At 60.6% G+C, this 17,129-nt stretch carries 16 protein-coding genes; 9 read left to right on the top strand and 7 right to left on the bottom strand.

The window, feature by feature from the left end:
* Positions 1-65: 65 nt before the first annotated feature.
* From PMI25_RS17880 to PMI25_RS17855, 6 genes are all read right to left on the bottom strand, one after another.
* Positions 66-1,142, bottom strand: a complete 1,077-nt coding sequence (locus PMI25_RS17880; RefSeq protein ID WP_007965148.1) for a GGDEF domain-containing protein — start codon at positions 1,140-1,142, stop codon at positions 66-68.
* Positions 1,126-2,004, bottom strand: coding sequence for a DUF4434 family protein (locus PMI25_RS17875; RefSeq protein WP_007965146.1), 879 nt, complete (start codon positions 2,002-2,004; stop codon positions 1,126-1,128). Before PMI25_RS17875 ends, PMI25_RS17880 begins: the two co-directional genes overlap by 17 nt.
* A complete protein-coding gene (locus PMI25_RS17870) occupies positions 2,004-5,165 on the bottom strand; it encodes an NfrA family protein (protein WP_007965145.1) in 3,162 nt (1,053 codons plus the stop codon). The genes PMI25_RS17875 and PMI25_RS17870 overlap by 1 nt, the downstream gene beginning before the upstream one ends.
* Entirely contained in the window at positions 5,162-7,336 is a 2,175-nt protein-coding gene (nfrB, locus tag PMI25_RS17865) for a cyclic di-3',5'-guanylate-activated glycosyltransferase NfrB (RefSeq protein ID WP_007965143.1), read from the bottom strand. The genes PMI25_RS17870 and nfrB overlap by 4 nt, the downstream gene beginning before the upstream one ends.
* Positions 7,333-8,487, bottom strand: coding sequence for a non-hydrolyzing UDP-N-acetylglucosamine 2-epimerase (gene wecB, locus PMI25_RS17860; RefSeq protein WP_007965141.1), 1,155 nt, complete (start codon positions 8,485-8,487; stop codon positions 7,333-7,335). Before wecB ends, nfrB begins: the two co-directional genes overlap by 4 nt.
* Before the next feature lie 176 nt (positions 8,488-8,663).
* Positions 8,664-9,086 carry a thioredoxin family protein gene (locus PMI25_RS17855; protein WP_045122095.1) on the bottom strand — a complete coding sequence of 141 codons (423 nt, stop codon included), beginning with the start codon at positions 9,084-9,086 and terminating at the stop codon, positions 8,664-8,666.
* 200 nt (positions 9,087-9,286) lie between these two features.
* On the opposite strand from PMI25_RS17855, the gene PMI25_RS17850 reads away from it, so the two are divergent.
* From PMI25_RS17850 to PMI25_RS17810, 9 genes are all read left to right on the top strand, one after another.
* The gene (locus tag PMI25_RS17850; protein WP_007965137.1) at positions 9,287-9,700 is read left to right on the top strand and encodes a hypothetical protein; all 414 of its coding nucleotides are present in this window, start codon (positions 9,287-9,289) and stop codon (positions 9,698-9,700) included.
* 333 nt (positions 9,701-10,033) lie between these two features.
* On the top strand, positions 10,034-10,882 hold the full coding sequence (locus tag PMI25_RS17845) for a transporter substrate-binding domain-containing protein (RefSeq protein WP_007965135.1): 849 nt from the start codon (positions 10,034-10,036) through the stop codon (positions 10,880-10,882).
* Positions 10,883-10,933: 51 nt separating this feature from the next.
* Positions 10,934-11,596 carry an amino acid ABC transporter permease gene (locus PMI25_RS17840; RefSeq protein WP_003225455.1) on the top strand — a complete coding sequence of 221 codons (663 nt, stop codon included), beginning with the start codon at positions 10,934-10,936 and terminating at the stop codon, positions 11,594-11,596.
* Positions 11,597-11,605: 9 nt separating this feature from the next.
* Entirely contained in the window at positions 11,606-12,268 is a 663-nt protein-coding gene (locus PMI25_RS17835; RefSeq protein WP_007965124.1) for an amino acid ABC transporter permease, read from the top strand.
* On the top strand, positions 12,265-13,062 hold the full coding sequence (locus tag PMI25_RS17830) for an amino acid ABC transporter ATP-binding protein (protein ID WP_007965123.1): 798 nt from the start codon (positions 12,265-12,267) through the stop codon (positions 13,060-13,062). The genes PMI25_RS17835 and PMI25_RS17830 overlap by 4 nt, the downstream gene beginning before the upstream one ends.
* Before the next feature lie 30 nt (positions 13,063-13,092).
* Entirely contained in the window at positions 13,093-13,482 is a 390-nt protein-coding gene (locus PMI25_RS17825; protein WP_007912330.1) for a RidA family protein, read from the top strand.
* Positions 13,483-13,612: 130 nt separating this feature from the next.
* Positions 13,613-14,377 (top strand): IclR family transcriptional regulator, encoded by a 765-nt coding sequence (locus PMI25_RS17820; RefSeq protein WP_007965122.1) that lies wholly within the window; start codon positions 13,613-13,615, stop codon positions 14,375-14,377.
* A 43-nt stretch (positions 14,378-14,420) separates the two neighbouring features.
* On the top strand, positions 14,421-15,635 hold the full coding sequence (locus PMI25_RS17815) for an amino acid deaminase (RefSeq protein WP_007965121.1): 1,215 nt from the start codon (positions 14,421-14,423) through the stop codon (positions 15,633-15,635).
* A gap of 132 nt (positions 15,636-15,767) precedes the next feature.
* Entirely contained in the window at positions 15,768-16,703 is a 936-nt protein-coding gene (locus PMI25_RS17810) for a sugar kinase (RefSeq protein ID WP_007965112.1), read from the top strand.
* A 123-nt stretch (positions 16,704-16,826) separates the two neighbouring features.
* Here PMI25_RS17810 and PMI25_RS17805 read toward each other — a convergent pair whose 3' ends face one another.
* Positions 16,827-17,102 (bottom strand): peptidylprolyl isomerase, encoded by a 276-nt coding sequence (locus tag PMI25_RS17805; protein WP_003225447.1) that lies wholly within the window; start codon positions 17,100-17,102, stop codon positions 16,827-16,829.
* Between the last annotated feature and the right edge of the window lie 27 nt (positions 17,103-17,129).

Here is a 17,129-nt window from a genome sequence, read left to right as displayed (position 1 = left end):
TGTGGAATCTGTTCCAGAGTGGGAGCGAGCCTGCTCGCGAATGCAATCTGTCCTGCGCCACAAAATCATTGATGAAAAGTGAAGCGATCCTTGCCCGTATGCTTTGACTCATACAACGCGTCATCCGCCTTGACCAGCGCCTGATTCAGTGTGTCGCCATCTTCCACCCGAGCCACACCCATGCTGATCGTGACCGGGTGCTGTGTCGGTTGCTCGCGAACCACCCGGCACAACTCGCCCGCCAGCGCCTCGACATCCTCGCGGCGCACACCCGTCAGGTAAATCGCAAACTCTTCGCCGCCCAGACGTGCGAAATCGTAGTGCACCATCACTGACTTGATATCGGCTGCCACGCGTTTGAGCACTTCATCACCGATGTCGTGACCGTACACATCATTCACTTTCTTGAAGTTGTCGATGTCGATCATCGCCAGGTAATGGTCGTGCTCGCGAGGGACCGCTTGCAGGTGTTTTTGCGCCACTGTCATGAACGATCGACGGTTGGGGATTTCGGTCAGCGTGTCGTTATAGGCCTGATCCAGCAGCAGCCGGGACATGATGTAATTGTAGAGCTTGGCCTCACGCAATTTGAGAAAGGTGTAGATTGTCAACGAGCAGAGAAACACGCTGTAGCAAGCAGTCATCACGCCACGCAGCTCAATCAGGGTAGTGGGGGTGTTGATGAACGGGTTGAGGACCAGCCAGATGATCACCTGCGTCGCAAAGAATGCCCAGCGACTCAATGGCAGCACCGAGACACTATAGAGCATGCTGGCCGCAGCGAGCACCAGCCAGGAGCTATGAACGGCAGGCGGGATGCCGGTGACGATCAATCGCACGCCCACGGTAAGGCCGAGTACGAACAGCAGCGTGATCACGTCAAAATGCCGGGCCTTGCGGGTGAAGCCCAGCACCACAGTCAGCGTTGCAAAGAACGTGACGAAGGCCATCGAGCGCCAGGTGAAGCCTTGTTCACCGAGAAAACTGACGACCAGATCGAACACCAGCCAGATCGCAATACTGGCGGCGTAGATCAGCAGGCTGAACGTGTGCAGCCGTTCGAATTCATGCTGGATGAACTCGGCCCGCAACTCGGCGGGCGCGGTTTTTTTCAGTACCTGCTCTTCAATGAGTTTGTACATTGCTGCTTTGCTGTTTGCGCTGGTTGTCGAGGATCACCCGGCCCCACGGGCGGTAACGCAGGGAAAATACCGCGCTGGCGTGGCAGCCTGTGGAGGTCGCATCGGGCGGCGCAGGTTCGGCACGAAAGGCCTGTCCCTCGGCACTGACCTGCCGAAACGCCTCGCGCACGATGCCCACGGAGCAGGGCAGTGCATTGGTATAGCCGTTGCGTACCACTGGCGACAGTTTCTGCGTACCGGCGCCATCCTGCCACCACACCTGAATCCCGGCGGCACTCAGTTCGCCCAGCCATTGCCCGTTTACCCCCGGCGCGAGTTTGCCGGCGCTGAATGCACTGATGTGCAACGGCGCATCGAGCTTGCTGGCGAAATCCTTGAGCTGGCGTTGCAATGTGGCTCGGCGATCTGTCGCCAGGAAGTGCAAGTCGTCCAGCTCCAGTGGCAGATACCAGCCACTGACTGGCAGCTTCCAGTCCCTGCGCAGTTTTTGCTGTTGCGCCAGTGACTGGCCCAACTGGGCCTGCCAGTAGGTGCCGAGGCCGGCACTGTCGAGTTCGTCGATGCACTGGTAGTACGCCGGGTCCATCTTCAACCCGAGCACCACTTGCAAGCCTTGTTGTTGCGCCAGCTGCAGGCTGTTGGCGAGCCAGCCGTTGGCACCGCCAAAGTCCGAATCACCATAGGCTGTCCACTGCACGATCACGCTGCGGGCACCCTGACGCGCAGTGTCTCGCCAGATTTGCTGCCACTGAGCCTGACTGAGGCTGGCATCGACATTCAGCGGTTGATAAAACACGCGCTCGTCGGCACGCACGACAACTGCGCCAAGCAGCAGACAGAAAAACATCATCCAGCGCGCCATCAGAAATTCCACTCCACGCCCAGCAACACACCGTTGCCACCGTCATACAGATTGCCGCCCAGCGATTGCTGGTACTCGGTGCGCACCGTCAGTTTCGAGCGGTAAGCGTTGTAACGATCATCGTCGTACCACCATTGCCAGCGCAGACCGACCCCGGTGCGCAGATCCTGACGCCAGTCGTTGCTCGGGTCCTGACTGGCAAACTCGAGGAAGCCATACGGCATGATCGTCTGTGCGGCGTTGGACGGCAGCTTCCACGCATGCCCTTGCTGGAAACGCGACAGCCACTGATGGTCGCCAGCCTTGGTCCACCACGCGGCATCCAGGTAGAGAAAACGCTCATCCCAGTCGCTTTCATCGACGCGCCAGTCATTGCGGTACTGGCCCTGATCGAGGAACGAGGCAGTGGCGCGCAGCAGGTAGTCGGTGGTGGTGTGGCCGTCCTGACGATGATCGTCGAGTTGATCCGAGAGCTTGTGCGGATTGATCGTCTGCCCAAGGCTCAGGCCGTGATTGTCCTGCTCGTCGAACTGGCTCTGCTTGTAGATTTCAGCGTAGAGGTTGATGTTTTGCGTACCCCACGGCTTGTAGCGCAGGCCGACGCCCGCCGCAGCGGATTCAGCGTAGCTGGAGCGGCTCTGACCACCGAGCAATACCCGCCCGTAGACCGACAGCGTACTGCCCGCGCGACTCGGTTCTTCGCCCAGCGCGTGGTCCCACATCGCCACTTGCACGTTCTGCGAGCTGGCACTGCGGCGCGTGCCTTTGCTGTTGTCGTCGCGTAGGAAGTCGTTGGTCGAGACCCCGGCCGGCGACCAGGTGCTGGCAAGGGTGAAACTGTCCCGCCGTGACAGGGTTTCGTGGGCACGACGCTGGCGGTAGCGCCGGGCTTCCATGCTGCCGTCTTCATCGTCGGCGGCCACAGGGTTCTGCTCCAGATCAATGACCCGACGCAGCTCCTTGCGTGCCGAGGCGCTGTCTTCGACTTCGTCATAGCGCCAGGCCAAAGTTTCGCCGAGACGGTAATCCTCAGGGAAATCCCGGGTGGCTTGCTGCAGGTACGGAATCGCCCGGGCGCGTTCTTCGCGAGTCGGCGCGCCGGACAGGCGCATACCGTAATCGGCGCGGTAACGCGGGTTGTCCGGCTCACGGCGTACCGCTTCCGCGAGCCACGCATTGCTTTGCGCCAGATCGCCGGCCTTTTGTGCGGTGACGGACGCGGCATAGAAATGCCCGGCATCCGGTGCCTGCTGCAAAGCCTGACGCTGGCGTTGCAAGGCTTGGGCGTGGTCGCCTCGGGCATCGGCAATCGCCGCACCGAGTGCCCATTCATTGGCGCCGCGTGCCTTGCTTTGTTGCCAGTAACCCTCGGCGGTCTGGCTGTCATCGGCATTCAGCGCGCTACGGCTGGCGGTCAGACGGGCGTTGTCGCTGAGTTCGGCGGCAGGAATGCTGCGCCAGATCGCCAAGGCACCTGCGGAATCGCCCGCAGCTTCCAGTGCGTAGGCCAATGGCAAACGGCTGCTGTGATCCCCGAGTTTTTCTGCTTGCTGGTAATAAACCACCGCTTCACCGGGGCGATCCGGCATGGCGCAACGGCCGAGCGCACGATAATCGCCAGCGGCTTGCGGGTGATTGCCAAGCGCTTGCTGCACGGCATCGCACTGACCGTTTTCTGCCAGCTGCGCAAGCAATTGGCCGCGAGTGGCACCGTCGATATGACGGATCAGTGACGCCATTCGTTGCTGTTGTGCGGGTGTGGTCTCTTTGGCTGACGCATAGATTCCGGCCAGACGCTGCAGCGCGCTGCCTGGCAGGCGTGCGCCGAAGCGGTCATAGGCGTTTTCCAGCAGTTCCTGCGCGTGGGCACGATCACCGCTGTCGAGTGAGAGGAAACTGGCCTGATTCAGCGACGCCAGATCGCCGGTCTGACGGTAGTGGTATTCCCACAGCGTTTGCTCCTCGGTGCGACGCCCCATGGTTTGGGCCAGTTGCGCGCGGCGTTTGACCACCGCCGGGGTCTGTGGCTGCCCGGCGAGCCAGACCATGACCTTGCTGCTCTGGCCCTGTTCCTGCCAGACATCGAGCAGTTGCGCCTGTCGCCGACTCTCCCACGGTTGCGGCAACGTCGTGCTCTGCAGCAGATCGGTGGCTTGCAGGCGCTGGGCGAGCACCAGCCACGCTTGTGGATCATCGCTTGGCTGGCAACTGCGCAGTTGTGTCAGTGCGGCTTCAGGGTCGTGACGCGACAACCAGTCGGCGGTTTCCAGGCAGGGGCGCTGCAGGTCGTTGCTCAGGCGTTGAACGCTGGGCACATCGTCGGTCTGGCGTGCCAGTTCCCACAGCCGCTGGCGTTGCGCCGGATCTGCCAGATCCTCTGCAGGCAGCGACTGCAGCCAGCGCTGAGCCTGTTGATCGTGGCCCATGGCGATGGCGCGATCGACCATCGCCAGGCGCACCTTGCGCGCGGCCGCAGGACCTGGGGCCTGTTGCAGCAGTTGTTGCAGCGGTTTTTCGTCAAGTCGCTGCACATAGGCGTTGGCCAGACGTTGCCAGCCCTCGGCATCCAGTTGGTTGCGCGCCGCGAGCGGCGCCAGTTGCTCGATGGTGCCGCTCCAGTCGCGCAGTTGCTCGGACCAGTTGGCGCGGGCCAGACGCAAAATGTTGTCGTCGCCCTTGGGCGCCAGTTGCGCCAGCCAGTCGTGGGCCTTCGCCGCACCGCCGAATTTGGCCAGGCTCAGGCTGTAGGCCTGCCACAGGCGCACGCGGTCGTTGAGGTCGCTGGTCGCCATCCATTGCTCGACCTGAGTGCTGCTCGGCGGATCCTGTTCGATCCAGGTCAGACGCAAGTCCAGCGTCGCTTCGCTGTCATTGGCCGGCAAGGCTACGACGGCGTCCTTGTAACGCCGCTGTTTAGCCAGCGATTCCACCAGCAACGCCCGCGCTTCGTCGTTCTTCGGGACCTTTTCCAGCAGGTGGCGCATCAGCCGTTCGACTTCTTTCCAGTTGCCTTTTTTGGCTTCGCGGTAGCTGCGATCCATGTAGGGGTAGCTGCGGAACTGTTCAAAGTCGCTCAGCGGCGCGGCGTGCAGCGGGTAGGCGCTGCTCAGGCCGAGCAACAGGCTGCCCATCAGCAAGGTGTGACGATGTACAGGTTTCATGCGACCTCCCGGACGATGCGGTAAGCCGCTTGTTGTTCACTGGCCTGGTCGGTCAGGGCTTGCTGGAGCACTTGCTCCGTGATCATACCGCGGGAAATCAGGTGTTCGCCGAGGGACATCTTGTCCGCATCGAAGTCGATCAGCGCCTGATTGAACAGGGTCGGCGGCACCATGCCGCGCACCTGCAGCAGGTTGCCAAGCAACACCTGATGGCGGCTCACCCGTTCCAGCAGAGCTTCGTCGTCCTGATGGCGCTCAAGCACTTGCAGCATGTGACGCACTTCCTCACTTTGCCGGGGGCTGGCGTACCAGTAGCGAATCCCCAGCGTTACCCGGCCTTGCGGTGCCAGTCGGCAGCGCACCGGGCGTTTCAACTGGCGACTGATTGCGCCGAGCGAAACCTGGCTGACCGGACCTTCGGAGGCCAGCACCAGAGTCTCGCCTTCCTCGGCGACCGGCAGCACGCCGTAGTGGGTCGCAACCCGGCGCGGCACGGCTTCGATCAGACGTTTATCGAGCTTGAACGGATTGAGCGGTGCCCATTCCAGGTCGAGCTGTTCGGCCAGTTCTTGCACCAGTTGGGTGCTGTTGATGTACTCACGCAGCAGCAGTTCACGGCCCAGACGGCGACGCACGGGGCTGGTGATCGCGGCTTCGAGTTGCTCTTCGGTGAGCAGGCCTTTATCCACCAGTCGGTGACCCAAGGGGGTACGCTGGGGCTTGGTCAATGCCGGAAATTCGTGGGTTGTCTTGTCCCAGGCTACGCGCCGCGAATCGCCCATCTCCATGACCTGGCGCAGCGCGCGCAGGTTGGCGAAGAAGTTGACGAAGTTGCTCCACATCATGCGGGGTGCCGAGAGCAGACCTTCCACCAGCCCGTAATAACGGGTAACGAACCAGCCACGCTGGAACAGCCGGTTGAGCAGCATGAAGCCGTTGAGCCAGAGCAATACCGAGAGCAGCGAGCTGTCGGAGAGAATCGATGGATAGCGCCACGAGTCGGGCGAAATCACCGTAATCAGCCACATCGCGATCAGCACCACGAACAGCAGGTTGACCAGAAAACTCAACATGTAGGCAATCAGCCCGCGTCGGTCACGCCACAGGAAGTAGTTGAGCAGGCCCTTGCGGCTCCAGCCGAGGTTCTTGGTGCCCTGAAAGACGATGCCGACGATCCAGCGCGATTTCTGCCGGATCGCATGTTGCAGATCGCGAGGAAAATGCTCGCGCACGCAGATCACTTGGGAGAACTCGCGGTTCATGCCGAGCACCCACGGTTGCTCCAGTGCCAGTTTCGGATCGCTGACCGAGTAACGGGCAAAGATGCACTTCATGCCTTTTTGCTTCAGGCGGAAGCCGATGTCGTAGTCCTCGGTGAGACTCTGCACATCGAAGGCGATGCCGTCGCCGTCTTCGAGCAGGGCGCTGATCGCCTTGCGACTGAAGCAGGTGCCGACCCCGGCGCTCGGCACCTGGCCGGTCAGCGCTTCGCGGACGATGACGTCTTTGCCGTGGTTCTCGGCGAACTCGTCGACATAGTGCCCGGCGGTAAAACCTTTCCATTCGGGGGCGTAGGGGTAGACCGGGATCTGAATCAGGTCCTTGTTCGGCAGCAGATAGTTGAACAGGCGCAATTCCATCGGCGAAATCACGTCTTCGGCGTCGTGCAGGATGAAGCCGGCGAACTGGATTTTCGCCTCGCTTTCAAAGCGCAGGATCGCGTCGATGATGTTGTTCAGGCAGTCGGCCTTGCTGGTCGGGCCGGGGCGGGCGCAGACCACTTTGTGCACGTTGGGGTAGTGCTGGCAGACCGCGTCGACGTCGGCCTGGGTTTCGGCGTCGTTGGGGTAGGTGCCGACGAAAATCTGATAGTTCTCGTAATCGATGGTCGAGGCGGCCAGCCGTGCCATTTCGCCGACCACACCGACTTCATTCCACGCCGGTACCATGATTGCCAGCGGCTTTTCGGGAATGGTGTAGAGCCGCTGTTCGTCGGCGCGCTCGAATTTTTCGTAGATCCGCCAGCGTCGGATCAGCTTGCGGAACCAGTAGACCAGGTCGATGAACAGGTCATCCAGACCGAGGATGAACATCAACAGGGCGAGGCCAATCGCCACATATTTAAGAGCAAACAGCACGTACGCAAAGAAGTCGACCCAACCCAGACTCATACGTCGGTACCCGCCGCCGAGCGAGCGCTCAGCCAGGCGTGGAGGCGGGTGGCGATCAGTTCGCTGGCGTGGCCGTCGCCGTAGGGAAAGTGCACGCGGCTCATGCGGGTGTAGGTGTCCTTGTCGTCCAGCAACTGGCTGGCCTCCTTGACGATACGGGCCTTGTCGGTGCCGACCAGCAGCATGGTGCCGCTTTCCAGCACGGATGGCCGTTCGGTCACATCGCGCAGCACCAGTAGTGGTTTGCCGATGGCCGGAGCCTCCTCCTGCACGCCGCCGGAATCGGTGAGGATGAAATGCGCTCGGCCCATCAGCCACACGAAGTTCGGGTAGTCCTGCGGGGCGATCAGGTAGATGTTGGGTTTGTCCGAGAGCGTGCCATACACCACTTCCTGCACCAGCGGGTTGAGGTGTACCGGGTAGACAAACTGTACTTGCGGGTAACGCTCGGCGAGTTCGGCCAGCGCCTGACAGATGTTGCGAAAGCCATCGCCGATGTTTTCCCGGCGATGGCTGGTGATCAGGATCATCCGGCGTTGATCATCGAGTACAGCCAGCGGCGAGTCGGCGGCGGGCTGCCAGTGGGTTTGCTGCTGGTGATCGCGCATCCACAGCAAGGCATCGATCACGGTATTGCCGGTGATCTCGATGTTGTCCTCGGGCACGCCTTCGCGCAGGAGATTGGCGGCTGTCTTTGAGGTCGGCGGGAAATGCAGGTCGGCGATCACCCCGGTCAGACGCCGATTGGCTTCCTCCGGCCAGGGGGCGCGCAGGTTGCCGGTGCGCAGGCCCGCTTCGACGTGGCCGATCGACAATTGGCGATTGAACGCGGCGAGGGCGGCGATGAAGCTGGTAGTGGTGTCACCGTGTACCAGCACGATGTCCGGTTTGATGCGTTCGTAGGCCTGGTCGAGCTGTCCGAGCAGATTCTGCGAGAGGCCGTTGATGGTCTGGCCCTGAGTCATTACTTGCAGGTCTTCGTCGACCGTCAGTTCAAAGGCGTCGAGCACCTGGGTGAGCATCTCCCGATGCTGGCCGGTGGAACAGATGTTCAGTTGGATGTCAGGCCACTGACGCAGAACCCGGGCCAACGGGGCCATTTTGATGGCCTCCGGACGAGTACCGAAAACCATCATGACTTTGAAAGACATTGACCCCTCCTGGGACATGGCAACGCCGGGCGAAAACGCCGCGAGCGTGTGTTCTCTTGCTGAGAAATAAAGAAAAGCAGCCGGAAGGGAGCTTGTCCAATCCGGCGCGAGGCTTGTGTGTTACCGATGATTTGGAACGAAAGTGCCATCGATTGAATGGCACTTAGGTGGCACTTTCAGCAAAAGTTCCGCTGACGTGGGCGAGGGAGGGTGCAGAGGGTACGCAGGGTATGACGCAGCCAGAGCAGATCATGCTGTGGCTGGCGGGCCAGGGCAGGCGCTTTGGTTCTGCCGATGTGTCGGGCGAAATCTTCACTTAATGTTTCTGCCGTGCCGATGCCTTTGAGCTTCTTCATGAGTTTGCCGTTCTTATAGAACAGCACGGTCGGCGTGCCGGTAACCAGCGGATGACGCGGCGACTCACGGGTATTGAGCATGTAAATGTTGGCCCGCAGCCGATACGGCTCGGCCACCTCGCGAAACACCGGCCCGGCCCATTCGCAGGCGGGGCAGTGTTCGTTGGCGAAGTACAGGATCACCGGACGCCAGGTTTTCAGGGCTTTGCGGTAGATCGGAGCCAAGCGGGAAGACGTGGTCATCGTGCTCACTGTTATCTCCTTTTCAGTGACCATCCGAGAACGATTTCGAAAGTTAAGAGCAGAAACCAAAGCGTGTCTACTGTCAGACCTGACAGGTGTGCGAATACTTTTTTGAGCGTTGAATGAATGAGCCGCTTCCTGAGCACATTGATTCCCGATGACGCACGGAGGTGTTCGACTCAATGAAAGGAATTGCAAATATGAGTGCAGAAAATCTGATTCTCAATGGTGATTTTTCTCAAGGCGAAAAGCACTGGCAAATTTATAAACCCATTCACAATCTAAAAGCGAAGGCCGAGTTCCGTGACGGTTATTGTCATGTAAAGTGGGGTGTCTTGGTGAGCCAAACAGTGGAATTGGAAATCGGCAAGTACCGTCTGAGCTTTGAATCTCTTTTTCGCGAGGCTTCCGAGACCTACGTGAATCTGGCTCTGGAGATGACGGGTTACCGGCAAGAACTAAAAATTCAGCCTGGGAGGGATTACTCGCACACCGCAATCGAGTTTGAGGTTACTAAAGTTGCAGATGGTAAAAAGGATTGGTTTTCGTTGGGGATGAATGGGCACCAGGCCGGCGGGAAGTTTCGCAAGATCAAGCTCGTTCAGATTTCTTGACCCTTAACGAATGAAGCGCAGGGTAAGAAGCTGATTCTCACATAAAAGAGCTCGTCGGGATCGGATTCAATCCAATCCGATCCCGGCAACACCGAAAGGGTGCTGAGTGCTCACCAAACGTGTCACCAATGCCCAACTTTGTTGCCAATCGTAGCGCTGGATTTCCCTGCGTCCGCGTACCCAGTTTATCTCCAAAATGTAACTCACTGATTCAAAGTACGTTTTTATCTATGAGACGGTCACCGCTTCCTGTGGCACACTTTCTGCTGTCTATTCCGTAGTAACAAACCGTGTTCCGGTATAGCGGAATAAACATCATCTGGAGTGCTTGCCATGCATCGCCGTCCTTCGTTGTTCAAAGCGTGTGTTTTTGTTCTTGCGGCTTCGTCCGCTGTGATGGGCGTGGCCCAGGCAGCCGACAGCAAACTCGACAGTGTTCTGGCCCGTGGCAAGTTGATCGTGGGCACCGGCAGCACCAATGCGCCGTGGCACTTCCAAGGGGCGGATGGCAAGTTGCAGGGTTTTGACATTGATATCGCCAGGATGGTGGCCAAAGGACTGTTCAATGACCCGGACAAGGTCGAGTTCGTCGTGCAGTCGTCCGACGCGCGAATTCCCAATCTGCTGACCGACAAGGTCGACATGAGCTGCCAGTTCATCACCGTCACTGCCAGCCGTGCGCAACAAGTGGCGTTCACCCTGCCGTACTACCGCGAAGGTGTTGGCCTGCTGCTGCCAGCCAACAGCAAGTACAAGGAAATCGAGGACCTGCAGGCCGCTGGCGACAGCGTTACCGTGGCCGTGCTGCAAAACGTTTATGCCGAAGAATTGGTGCATCAGGCGCTGCCCAAGGCCAAGGTCGATCAGTACGACAGCGTCGACCTGATGTATCAGGCGGTGAACTCCGGTCGCGCCGATGCCGCTGCGACCGATCAGTCGTCGGTCAAATACCTGATGGTGCAGAACTCTGGCCGCTACCGCAGCCCGACCTACGCCTGGAGCCCACAGACCTACGCCTGCGCAGTCAAACGCGGCGATCAGGACTGGCTGAACTTCGTCAACACCGCCCTGCATGAAGCCATGACCGGCGTCGAGTTCCCGAATTACGCGGCGTCCTTCAAGCAATGGTTCGGTGTCGACCTGCCGTCGCCGGCCATCGGTTTCCCTGTCGAATTCAAATGATCCCGTGAGAGTGGGGCGCCTGCATGCGCCCCGCTCAAGGTACTGCTGACCATGAACTATCAGTTGAACTTTGCTGCCGTGTGGCGCGATTTCGACACCTTGCTGGCGGGGCTCGGTCTGGGCCTTGAACTGGCGCTGGTGTCGATCGCCATCGGCTGCGTGATCGGCCTGCTGATGGCGTTTGCCTTGCTCTCGAAGCATCGCGCCTTGCGGGTGCTGGCCTCGGTGTACGTCACGGTGGTGCGTAACACGCCGATTCTGGTGTTGATTCTGTTGATCTACTTTGCCTTGCCGAGCCTGGGTATCCGTCTGGACAAGATTCCCTCGTTCATCATCACGCTGTCGCTGTATGCCGGTGCCTATCTGACCGAAGTGTTCCGTGGCGGCTTGCTGAGCATCCCCAAAGGCCAGCGCGAAGCCGGGCTGGCAATCGGACTCGGTGAGTGGCAGGTCAAGGCGTACGTCACCGTGCCGGTGATGCTGCGCAACGTGCTGCCGGCGCTGTCGAACAACTTCATCTCGCTGTTCAAGGACACCTCGCTGGCCGCCGCGATTGCGGTGCCGGAGCTGACCTATTACGCGCGCAAGATCAACGTCGAGAGCTACCGGGTGATCGAAACCTGGCTGGTGACCACGGCGTTGTATGTCGCGGCCTGTTACCTCATTGCCATGCTGCTGCGTTACCTCGAGCAGCGTCTGGCGATCCGCCGATAGGAGGCTGCGATGTACGAATCTCCCAGCTGGTTGCATGAATTGTGGGTGGCACGCGAGACGTTGCTGCAAGGCTTCCTGACCAGTGTGCAGGTGTCGGCGCTGGCGATTCTGTTCGGCACGCTGCTCGGGGTTGTCACCGGTCTGGTGCTGACTTACGGCAAGTTCTGGATGCGCGCGCCGTTCCGCTTTTATGTCGACATTATTCGCGGCACGCCGGTGTTTGTATTGGTGCTGGCCTGCTTCTACATGGCGCCGGCGCTGGGCTGGCAGATCAGCGCGTTTCAGGCCGGTGCGCTGGGCCTGACGCTGTTCTGCGGCTCGCACGTCGCAGAGATCGTGCGCGGTGCCTTGCAGGCATTGCCACGCGGGCAGATGGAAGCGAGCAAGGCGATCGGCCTGACGTTTTATCAATCCCTCGGTTATGTGCTGCTGCCCCAGGCGTTGCGGCAGATCCTGCCGACCTGGGTCAACTCGTCTACCGAAATCGTCAAGGCTTCGACCTTGCTCTCGGTGATCGGCGTGGCCGAACTGCTGCTCAGTACCCAACAGATCATCGCCCGGACCTTCATGACTCTGGAGTTCTACCTGTTCGCCGGTTTTCTGTTTTTCGTCATCAACTACGGCATCGAATTACTCGGCCGGCACATTGAAAAGCGGGTGGCCCTGCCATGACTCAAGCTCAAGTTTCCAACGTTCAGAACGGTCAGCCGCTGCTGGACATCCGTGGTCTGCACAAACAGTACGGCGCAGTCGAAGTGCTCAAGGGCGTCGACCTGAGCATGCAGCGCGGCAACGTCGTGACGCTGATCGGCTCCAGCGGTTCGGGCAAGACCACCTTGCTGCGCTGCGTGAACATGCTCGAAGAGTTTCAGGGCGGGCAGATTCTGCTTGATGGCGAGTCCATCGGCTATGACGAGGTCGGCGGCAAACGCGTGCGTCATGCGGAAAAAGTCATCGCCCGCCATCGCGCCATGACCGGCATGGCCTTCCAGCAGTTCAACCTGTTCCCGCATCTGACCGCCTTGCAGAACGTCACCCTCGGTCTGCTCAAGGTGAAGAAAATGCACAAGGACCAAGCCGTGGTGCTGGCCGAAAAATGGCTGGAGCGGGTCGGCCTGCTGGAGCGGCGCAATCACTTTCCCGGGCAGTTGTCCGGTGGTCAGCAACAGCGTGTGGCGATTGCCCGGGCGATTGCGATGAACCCCAGCCTGATGCTGTTCGACGAAGTCACCTCGGCCCTCGATCCGGAGTTGGTCGGTGAAGTGTTGAACGTGATCAAGGGCCTGGCCGAAGACGGCATGACCATGTTGCTGGTGACCCACGAAATGCGTTTCGCCTTCGAGGTTTCGGACAAGATCGTGTTCATGAATCAGGGGCGAATCGAAGAGCAGGGACCTCCCAAGGAACTGTTCGAACGCCCGCAATCACCGCGTCTGGCTGAGTTTCTCAAGAGCACGCGGTTCTAATTTTTGCTTTGTAAATCAGGAGAAGTACCCATGAGCATTACTCGATACGGCACCGGCAGCACCGCCGCTGGCGGTCAACCACGTCCCTTCGCGCGTGCCGTTGAAGCGGATGGCTGGCTGCACGTGTCCGGCCAGGTGCCGGCGGTGGATGGCGAGATCATCGTTGGCGGCATCGTCGAGCAGACCCACCAGACCATGAAAAACCTGATCGCGATTCTCGAAGAGGCCGGTTATGGCCTGGAGGACGTGGTGCGCGCCGGCGTATGGCTGGACGATCCACGGGATTTCAGCAGTTTCAACAAGGTTTTCGGCGAGTACTTCAAACCGGAACACGCTCCGGCACGGGCCTGTGTGCAGGCGAGCATGATGGTTGATTGCAAGGTCGAGATCGATTGCATCGCGTACAAGAAAAAGGCCTGATTGTCGCCGGCTCTTGTAGGAGCTGCCGAAGGCTGCGATCTTTTGGCAATTTTGGATGCACCACGAAGGCAAGATCAAAAGATCGCAGCCTGCGGCAGCTCCTACAGAGGCATTTTGAGTGAGTACTGACATGACCGAAGACACCATCAAACGTCGGGCCCGCGGTCTGGACCGGGCGTTCGATATCCTCGACTTCCTCAAGGAAATCGGCCAGCCGCTGCGTCCGAACGACATTGCCAATGGCATCGGCAGCCCGAAATCCACGGTCTACGAACTGGTGGCGTCGCTGCTGGAACGACGGATTCTGGAGCCGGTGGGCAAGGACGGTCACGTCTATCTCGGTCGCCAGTTGTATTTCCTCGGGCAAGCGCACCTGCGCCATTTCGACCTCAGTCGCGAGGCCGATCACGCCTTGCAGGAGATCGTCAGCCAGACCCGGGAAACCGCGCAGATGTGCCTGCTCAACGGGCGCAAATACACGGTGGCGCTGATGAAGGAGGGCGAGCGGCATTTCCGCATTTCGTCCGACATCGGCGAAAACGCGCCGATCCCGTGGACCGCGTCCGGACGCCTGCTGCTGGCGCATTTGAGCGACCAGCAGATCATCGACCTGATCGACGAGGACGACTACATCCTGCCCGACGGCGAACGCCTGCCGCTGGAACGCTTTCTGGCGGAGATCCGCCAGGCCGGCATCGACGGTTTCTTCTCGTTCGACAGCGTGGCCGACACCTTCACCCATTGCTTTGCTGCTCCGGTCAAAGACCCCAGTGGCATCGCCATCTGCACCCTGTGCATCGTCGCCCCACGGGCCGATGCAAAGAACAATTACGACGACTACCGCCGGGTGCTGATCGAGAGCGCCAACAGCCTCGCCCGGCGCATCAACGAATAACCGCGGCTGTTTGCGGCCGCGACTGAATGCGAGGAGTTTGACCATGACGACTGCCATCAATACCGCTGTGGAAAAGGGCGACGCTGCCGTTGGCGCGCACCTTGTGCGCGACGTCAGCCTGCCGGCGCTGGTGTTGCACCGCGAGGCGCTGGAGCACAACGTTCGCTGGATGCAGAAGTTCGTCAGCGACAGCGGCGCCGAGCTCGCGCCCCACGGCAAAACCAGCATGACCCCGGCGCTGTTCCAGCGTCAGCTCGATGCCGGAGCGTGGGGCATCACCCTCGCCAGCGCCACCCAGACTCGCGCCGCATACGCCCACGGTGTACGCCGGGTGTTGATGGCCAACCAACTGGTCGGCACGCCGAACATGGCGCTGATCGCCGATCTGTTGGCAGACCCGGATTTCGATTTCTACTGCATGGTCGATCACCCGGACAACGTCGCCGCTCTCGGCGCCTACTTCGCTTCGCGCGGGGTCAAATTGAACGTGATGATCGAGTACGGCGTGGTCGGTGGCCGTTGCGGTTGCCGCAGCGAACAGGAAGTAATTGAACTGGCCAAGGCGATCAACGCGCAACCGGCGCTGGCTCTGACCGGCATCGAGGGTTACGAAGGGGTGATCCATGGCGATCACGCGGTTAGCGGCATTCGTGAATTCGCCGCGTCGCTGGTGCGCCTGGCGGTGCAGTTGCAGGACAGCGGCGCGTTTGCCATTGCCAAGCCGATCATCACCGCCTCGGGGTCGGCGTGGTACGACCTGATCGCCGAGTCGTTCGAAGCGCAGAACGCCGGCGGACGCTTCCTCTGCGTGCTGCGCCCGGGCAGCTATGTGGCGCATGACCATGGCATCTACAAGGAAGCGCAGTGCTGCGTGCTGGATCGTCGCAGCGATCTGCACGAAGGCTTGCGCCCGGCGCTGGAAGTCTGGGCCCACGTGCAATCGCTGCCGGAACCGGGTTTCGCGGTGATCGCCCTGGGCAAGCGCGACGTGGCATTCGATGCCGGGCTGCCGGTGCCGTTGCTGCGTTACAAGGCCGGTGTGTTGCCGGCGGTCGGCGACGATGTCGGCGCGTGCAAGGTGACGGCGGTGATGGACCAGCATGCGTTCATGAGCGTGGCGCCGGGGGTTGAATTGCGGGTGGGCGATATCATTTCCTTCGGCACCTCGCACCCGTGCCTGACCTTCGACAAGTGGCGGGTGGGGTTGCTGGTGGATGAGCAGTTGGTGGTGGTCGAGAGTATGGAGACCTGTTTCTAGGGCAAGAGACCGAGTCGTGGCCATTCGCGAGCAAGCTCGCTCCCACAGGGGAATGCATTCCAAATTGTGGGAGCGAGCTTGCTCGCGAAGAGGCCAGTCCAGACATCCGCGAATCAACAGAGACAGCACAAGATGAGCACCCTCAGCCCCCTGGGCCCGAACACCCCGCGCATCGCCCTGATCGGCGAGTGCATGATCGAACTCCAGCACCGCGCCGACGGCAGCCTCCAGCAAAGCTTCGGCGGTGACACCTTGAACACGGCGGTCTATCTGTCCCGCGCCCTCGGCGAGAAAGCCCAGGTCGATTACGTCACCGCGCTCGGCGACGACAGCTTCAGCGACGCCATGTGCCAGAGTTGGGTCGATGAAGGCATTGGCCTGGACCTTGTGCAGCGACTGCCCGGTCGTTTGCCGGGCCTGTACTGCATCCAGACCGACGCCAACGGCGAGCGGCGTTTCCTCTACTGGCGCAATGAAGCGGCGGTGCGCGACTGCTTCACCACCCCGGCGGCCGAGCCGATTCTGGCGGCGCTGGCGGACTACGATGTGCTGTATTTCAGCGGCATCACCCTCGCAGTGTTAGGTGCGAAGGGCCGCGAGCGCTTGATCCAGACCCTGATCGAAGCCCGCCAGCGCGATGCGCGGATCGTCTTCGACAACAATTATCGGCCACGCTTGTGGGCGTCACAGGAAGAGGCGCGGGCGGCCTATCGCAGCGTGTTGCCGCATGTCGATCTGGCATTGCTGACCGTGGATGACGAGCAGGCGCTGTTCCATTTTGCCGATTGCGACGCGGTGTTCGAGGCGTACGCGCAGATCGGTACGCCGGAAGTGGTGCTCAAGCGTGGCGCCGAGGCGTGTCTGATTCGTTGTGATGGCGAGGCGTTTGAAGTGCCAGCGCAGCAGGTCGAGAAGGTGGTGGATACGACGGCGGCGGGGGATTCGTTCAGTGCGGCGTATCTGGCCAGGCGTTTGCTGGGAGGCAGTCCGGTCGAGGCGGCGCAGGCGGGGCATTGGCTGGCGAGTCGGGTCATCCAGTTCCCGGGAGCCCTGATCCCCAAAGCCTGAGTGTTCTTGTGGCGAGGGAGCTTGCTCCCGCTCGACTGCGCAGCAGGCGCGAGCCTTATTGGGGCGGCTCCGCCACCCAGCGGGAGCAAGCTCCCTCGCCACAAACGCCCGAAAGCAAAGCCTTCAATCGCGGAAAAACACCTGCACCAGGTGATAGCCGAACTTGCTCTTGATCGGCCCATGCACCGTGCGCAGCGGCTTCTTGAAGATCACCGCATCAATCGCACCGACCATCTGTCCCGGCCGCACTTCACCCAGATCACCGCCGCGTTTGCCGGACGGGCAGGTCGAATATTTCTTCGCCAGCACATCGAATGCTTCGCCCTTGGCAATGCGTTGCTTGAGCTGTTCGGCCTCTTCGGCGGTTTTCACCAGAATGTGGCGTGCTTGGGCTTTCATCGTGCGATACCTGTAACGGGGTGACGG

It is taken from the genome of Pseudomonas sp. GM30 (assembly GCF_000282275.2).
In the GTDB taxonomy this organism is placed as follows: Bacteria; Pseudomonadota; Gammaproteobacteria; order Pseudomonadales; family Pseudomonadaceae; genus Aquipseudomonas.
This window is presented reverse-complemented; position numbering and strand designations above follow the sequence as displayed.

Bases quoted from the DNA above. Each gene is read 5' to 3' on its own strand.
- PMI25_RS17880 (WP_007965148.1), bottom strand. From the start codon at position 1,142: ATGTACAAACTCATTGAAGAGCAGGTACTGAAAAAAACCGCGCCCGCC.
- PMI25_RS17875 (WP_007965146.1), bottom strand. From the start codon at position 2,004: ATGGCGCGCTGGATGATGTTTTTCTGTCTGCTGCTTGGCGCAGTTGTC.
- PMI25_RS17870 (WP_007965145.1), bottom strand. From the start codon at position 5,165: ATGAAACCTGTACATCGTCACACCTTGCTGATGGGCAGCCTGTTGCTC.
- nfrB (WP_007965143.1), bottom strand. From the start codon at position 7,336: ATGAGTCTGGGTTGGGTCGACTTCTTTGCGTACGTGCTGTTTGCTCTT.
- wecB (WP_007965141.1), bottom strand. From the start codon at position 8,487: ATGTCTTTCAAAGTCATGATGGTTTTCGGTACTCGTCCGGAGGCCATC.
- PMI25_RS17855 (WP_045122095.1), bottom strand. From the start codon at position 9,086: ATGACCACGTCTTCCCGCTTGGCTCCGATCTACCGCAAAGCCCTGAAA.
- PMI25_RS17850 (WP_007965137.1), top strand. From the start codon at position 9,287: ATGAGTGCAGAAAATCTGATTCTCAATGGTGATTTTTCTCAAGGCGAA.
- PMI25_RS17845 (WP_007965135.1), top strand. From the start codon at position 10,034: ATGCATCGCCGTCCTTCGTTGTTCAAAGCGTGTGTTTTTGTTCTTGCG.
- PMI25_RS17840 (WP_003225455.1), top strand. From the start codon at position 10,934: ATGAACTATCAGTTGAACTTTGCTGCCGTGTGGCGCGATTTCGACACC.
- PMI25_RS17835 (WP_007965124.1), top strand. From the start codon at position 11,606: ATGTACGAATCTCCCAGCTGGTTGCATGAATTGTGGGTGGCACGCGAG.
- PMI25_RS17830 (WP_007965123.1), top strand. From the start codon at position 12,265: ATGACTCAAGCTCAAGTTTCCAACGTTCAGAACGGTCAGCCGCTGCTG.
- PMI25_RS17825 (WP_007912330.1), top strand. From the start codon at position 13,093: ATGAGCATTACTCGATACGGCACCGGCAGCACCGCCGCTGGCGGTCAA.
- PMI25_RS17820 (WP_007965122.1), top strand. From the start codon at position 13,613: ATGACCGAAGACACCATCAAACGTCGGGCCCGCGGTCTGGACCGGGCG.
- PMI25_RS17815 (WP_007965121.1), top strand. From the start codon at position 14,421: ATGACGACTGCCATCAATACCGCTGTGGAAAAGGGCGACGCTGCCGTT.
- PMI25_RS17810 (WP_007965112.1), top strand. From the start codon at position 15,768: ATGAGCACCCTCAGCCCCCTGGGCCCGAACACCCCGCGCATCGCCCTG.
- PMI25_RS17805 (WP_003225447.1), bottom strand. From the start codon at position 17,102: ATGAAAGCCCAAGCACGCCACATTCTGGTGAAAACCGCCGAAGAGGCC.